We start from the raw sequence: 4,545 nt of genomic DNA on the forward strand, positions 1-4,545 counted from the left end.
TTCATGTTCGGATAATCAGTTATAAAAAACCTTATATCTTTGAACCAATATTCCCTTCTGCCTTCTGCCCTCTGCCTTCCTTTATCCAAAGTATAAGTATTTAACCAAACATGATATTACCTACTTTTTTATTGGCAGTAGTTATAAATTTTTTCTCAGAATCTAGCACAATAGACTATTGGCTAGATATACTTCTGATAGTATTTGTTAATCTCTGGGTATTCGTTATTTTTATATTTGGCGATATCTGAAGGGATCTAAGATTACATGAATAGAAGCATTTACCGAATAATTAAGGTTTAAAGCCTCTCCTTTAAAGGAGAAACAAGAAAAAATTTTCATTACACCCTTCTGCCTTCTGCCTCCTGCCTTCTGCCTCCTGCCTTCTACCTTTCCTAACAATACTTGATATTTTTTCTACACTTTAATCTTAAGTTTCGCCAAACTATCAAATAATTTTTTGACTTTAGCTAAATCTTTATCGCCAGGAGCTTTTTCTACTCCACTGGATAAGTCTATACCACAGAATTTATGGCTGGATTCAATGATGAGTTGTTGAACTGGTATTGTGACATTTTCTGGTGTTAAACCACCTGCTAAAAACCCAGGAAAAGTAGGGTGAAAATCTTTAATAATTTTCCAATCTAATGTTTGACCAGTACCTCCTAATTTATCTGGATGATAAGCATCTAGGAGTAAAGTATCTACATAATTTTCATAACTATTTACTGTTGTTAAATCTTGAGGAGATTTGATTCTGAATGCTTTAACTATTTCTATATTGTCTGGTATTGCCTGACGTAGTTGATGACAAAATTCTGGAGATTCGTCACCATGTAGTTGTATACCTGTTAATTGGGTCTGAATAATTATTTCCGATAAAAAATCAATTTTTGGGTTAACAAATACTCCGATTTTATCAATATTTTTTGGTAGTTGAACGACAATATTTTTGATTTTTTCTGGGGTAATATACCGAGGCGATGTTGGAACACAGATAAATCCTAAAGTTGTTGCTCCCATTTGAGCGATCGCTTGTCCTTGCTCTAGTTTTGTAATCCCACAAATTTTTACGCGCATTAATTTTACCTGCTAATAGCTTAATTGTACATCTTTGTATTAAAACTTAAGGTTATTGTTAATTATTAAAACAAAATATAGCTTCTTACTAAAACTTCTTGATAATTTGCAAAACATAAATTGATTAAATCAAACATTTAAGCCAAATAGCTAAATTTCTGTAATTTTAAGGAGATCAAAACTTGATTTACTCTCGTTTAATTTTAGCAGCACAATCTCAACCCCTCTCTGCAGAGTGGTCTCCAAAAGTAGCAATTGTAATGATAACCTGCAACCTAGTAGCAATTGTAATTGGTTATTATGCTATTTCAAAGAACAATCGTGGACAAGGGCCTGATTTACCAGTATCATTACCAGCCATTTTTACTGGGTTTGGCGTACCAGAATTGTTAGCTACTACTAGCTTTGGTCATATTTTGGGAGCAGGAATAATTTTAGGGCTTGGTAGTGCTGGTATGCTATAGGTATAAGCTGATTTTAGTTACACAGAAGAAGGTTGAAAGCTCCTCGCCTTTAGGTAGGGGATGAAAACGAGGGTGCGGGATTTATTGAGTCGCCGAAGTGATAGAATTAGATAGTGAGGTCTGTGTTCATCCTCATTCTTGCCCGCACTGCGGTATTGTCATAGACCGCGACTTAAATGCAGCGATAAATATAAAAAATAGGGCGGTAGGGCCCAGACGTCCTTAAAGCTCGTGGAACCCGACGGAATACCGGGGCTGCGAAACGAGAAGCCCACACTATAGCGCCAGCGAGCGTGTGGGAGTATGTCACAATCCGTGTCTCTTTAGAGCAGGGAAAAGTCAAAAGTATAGGGGGTATTCTTTTCGCACAGAAGAGATACCCCCATTTTTGATTTTTCAGTAAAAATAGTAATATAGCAGAAGGAAGAAGAAAGAAGGAAGAAGGAAGAAGGAAGAAAGAAGGACTGAAAAAGTGGATGGGGATAGTCAATGACCTGCCATTTCGTGTTTTATAACCCCAAGCAATTTTCAACACCATGTAGATGGCAGGGTATTAAACCCAAAAATCAAAAGATAAGTTATATAGAGTAGAACAAGTCAAAGTTTAAATAAATAATCAAATAAAACTTCATGCAGGCAGATTTGCGAATTGGTAATTTATTTGGTATCCCTTTATTTTTGGATTCTTCATGGTTCGTCATTTTACTGTGGATAACATATATTAATAGACAAGACTATCAAGAGTGGGGATTATTTTTGGCTTGTGGAGCTGGATTAATAATTGCTCTACTAATGTTTTTTTCTGTATTATTACATGAATTAGCTCATAGTTTAGTTGCTATTTCTCAAGGGATTAAAGTTAATTCTATCAGGTTATTTTTGTTTGGTGGAATTGCTGGAATAGACCGAGAATATCGAACTCCTGGAGAAGCTTTTCAAGTGGCGATCGCTGGACCTTTAGTTAGTTTATTGTTGTTTTTTTTATTGGGTTTAACTAGCCTTTTTTTTTCTACATCAAGCTTGGTTGGTGAACTAATAAATCGGGTGGCAGAAATTAATCTGATTTTAGCTATTTTTAATCTGATGCCTGGTTTACCTTTAGATGGCGGACAAGTATTAAAAGCTGCTATTTGGAAAATAACTGGTAGTCGTTTTGTTGGGGTAAGATGGGCAGCTAAAAGTGGTCAAGGTTTAGGATGGTTAGGAATTACTTTGGGGTCGATTTTAGTGCTAGTAAGTCAGAATTATGGTGGTTTTTTGCTGGCTTTAATTGGTTGGTTTGCTCTGCGTAATGCCAAATTTTATCATCGGATAATTGATTTACAAGAAGTGTTAATTAAAATTAAATCTGTAGAAGTAATGACGCGAGATTTTCGTGTGGTAGATGCAAATTTGACCTTGAGTCAATTCGCAGATAAATATTTTTTGAAAAGTTCTAAATTTTCCATTTATTTTGCTGCTAGTGAGGGTCGTTATCTTGGTTTAGTTTCTTCTGATGCTATTGATTTTATTGAAAGGAGTTATTGGGATACTCAAACTTTAAGGATGATTATATGTCCGCTAAATCAGATAGTTACTGTTTCGGAGAAAGCTAGTTTAGTGGAGGTTATTAACTCTATGGAATTTCATCAGCAAAAACATATAACTGTTCTTTCTCCTGCTGGAGCAGTGGCAGGTATTATAGACAGGGGTGATATTGTCCGAGCAATAAATAAATACTTAAAATTGAATATTTCAGAGGCAGAAATTAAGCGTATTAAAACAGAAGGTTGTTATCCTCCAGGAATGAAATTAGAAGCGATCGCTAAGGCTACTTATTTATCAAATTCAAAGTAATTTTGAAGAAGGAGTCAGGAGTCAGGAGTCAGGAGTCAGGAGTCAGGAGTCAGGAGGGAAGAAAGAAGGAAGAAGTAAGAAGGAAGAGGGAAGAAGAAAAAGGAAGGAAAAATCTGGTTTTTTCTGAGTTTTAAATTGTTGATAAGAAGGAAGAAGTAAGAAGGAAGAGGGAAGAAGGAAGAAGTAAGAAGGAAGAGGGAAGAAGAAAAAGGAAGGGAAAATCTGGTTTTTTCTGAGTTTTAAATTGTTGATAAGAAGGAAGAAGTAAGAAGGAAGAGGGAAGAAGGAAAAGGGAAGAAGGAAAAGAGAAGAAGGAAGGAAAAATCTGGTTTTTTCTGAGTTTTAAACTGTTGATAAGAAGGAAGAAGGAAAAGGGAAGAGGGAAGAAGAAGAAGGAAGGAAAAATCTGGTTTTTTCTGAGTTTTAAATTGTTGATATTTACCGAATAATTAAGGTTTAAAGCCTCTCCTTTAAAGGAGAAACAATAAAAAAAATTCCTTTGAGTCAATCCTCTTCTTTTCAAGGAGAGGTAATTGTTAATTATTAATTATTAATTATTAATTGTTGAAGCGTCCTTTGCATCGACTGCTATATACAGCAGATTTGGTGGTATATGAAGTACAGAAATTAACAATTAAATATTTGTAGTGCGGGCATCTTGCCCGCGACTGGTGTACCTCATGCTTAGTGGAATCTGCTGTAATATCATGTCCGGTTGAACAGTTATAAATAAATAACGACGTAGGAGTCAAGAGTCAGGAGTCAGGAGGGAAGAAAGAAGAAGAAAAGGAGAAGAAGGAGAAAGTTTTTTATTACTAATTATCCGGACATGATATTACACTTTGGAGGAGGTAAGGCAGCTATGCTGGAGGCAGGAGGCAGAAGGAAAGAAAAGGTGAGAAGAGAAAAGGTTTTTTTATCACTAATTATCCGGACATGATATAATTTCTATCTATAATCATCTGTTTGAAAAATAAATTATATTATTCCAATTATATTATCCCAAAAATTTCAGCCCTCACTAAAAACTGGTGTTTAATATCATGTCCGGTTGAATAGTTAGACTTTGGCGGTCCGAAGGCAGGAGGCAGGAGGCAGGAGGCAGAAGGTTTTCTCAAGAGTGTCACCTTAATTTTATACACGCTCCGATGCTACCGGACATGAT

Annotated in this window: 5 protein-coding genes; 4 read left to right on the forward strand and 1 reads right to left on the reverse strand. The window is 35.6% G+C overall.

What is annotated here, in order from left to right; all coding sequences use genetic code 11:
* Window positions 1-417: 417 nt before the first annotated feature.
* On the reverse strand, window positions 418-1,080 hold the full coding sequence (locus F6K54_RS40810) for a phosphoribosylanthranilate isomerase (RefSeq protein ID WP_293090169.1): 663 nt from the start codon (window positions 1,078-1,080) through the stop codon (window positions 418-420).
* Between the two features lie 182 nt (window positions 1,081-1,262).
* Here F6K54_RS40810 and psaK point away from each other — a divergent pair, with 182 nt between their 5' ends.
* From psaK to F6K54_RS40830, 4 genes are all read left to right on the forward strand, one after another.
* On the forward strand, window positions 1,263-1,544 hold the full coding sequence (gene psaK / locus F6K54_RS40815) for a photosystem I reaction center subunit PsaK (protein WP_293090170.1): 282 nt from the start codon (window positions 1,263-1,265) through the stop codon (window positions 1,542-1,544).
* Between the two features lie 97 nt (window positions 1,545-1,641).
* On the forward strand, window positions 1,642-1,770 hold the full coding sequence (locus tag F6K54_RS40820; protein ID WP_293090172.1) for a zinc ribbon domain-containing protein: 129 nt from the start codon (window positions 1,642-1,644) through the stop codon (window positions 1,768-1,770).
* A 404-nt stretch (window positions 1,771-2,174) separates the two neighbouring features.
* Window positions 2,175-3,380, forward strand: a complete 1,206-nt coding sequence (locus tag F6K54_RS40825; RefSeq protein WP_293090174.1) for a site-2 protease family protein — start codon at window positions 2,175-2,177, stop codon at window positions 3,378-3,380.
* A gap of 2 nt (window positions 3,381-3,382) precedes the next feature.
* On the forward strand, window positions 3,383-3,514 hold the full coding sequence (locus F6K54_RS40830) for a hypothetical protein (protein WP_293090176.1): 132 nt from the start codon (window positions 3,383-3,385) through the stop codon (window positions 3,512-3,514).
* The last annotated feature ends 1,031 nt before the right edge of the window (window positions 3,515-4,545 follow it).

This window comes from Okeania sp. SIO3B5, assembly GCF_010692555.1.
Classification (GTDB): Bacteria; Cyanobacteriota; Cyanobacteriia; order Cyanobacteriales; family Microcoleaceae; genus Okeania.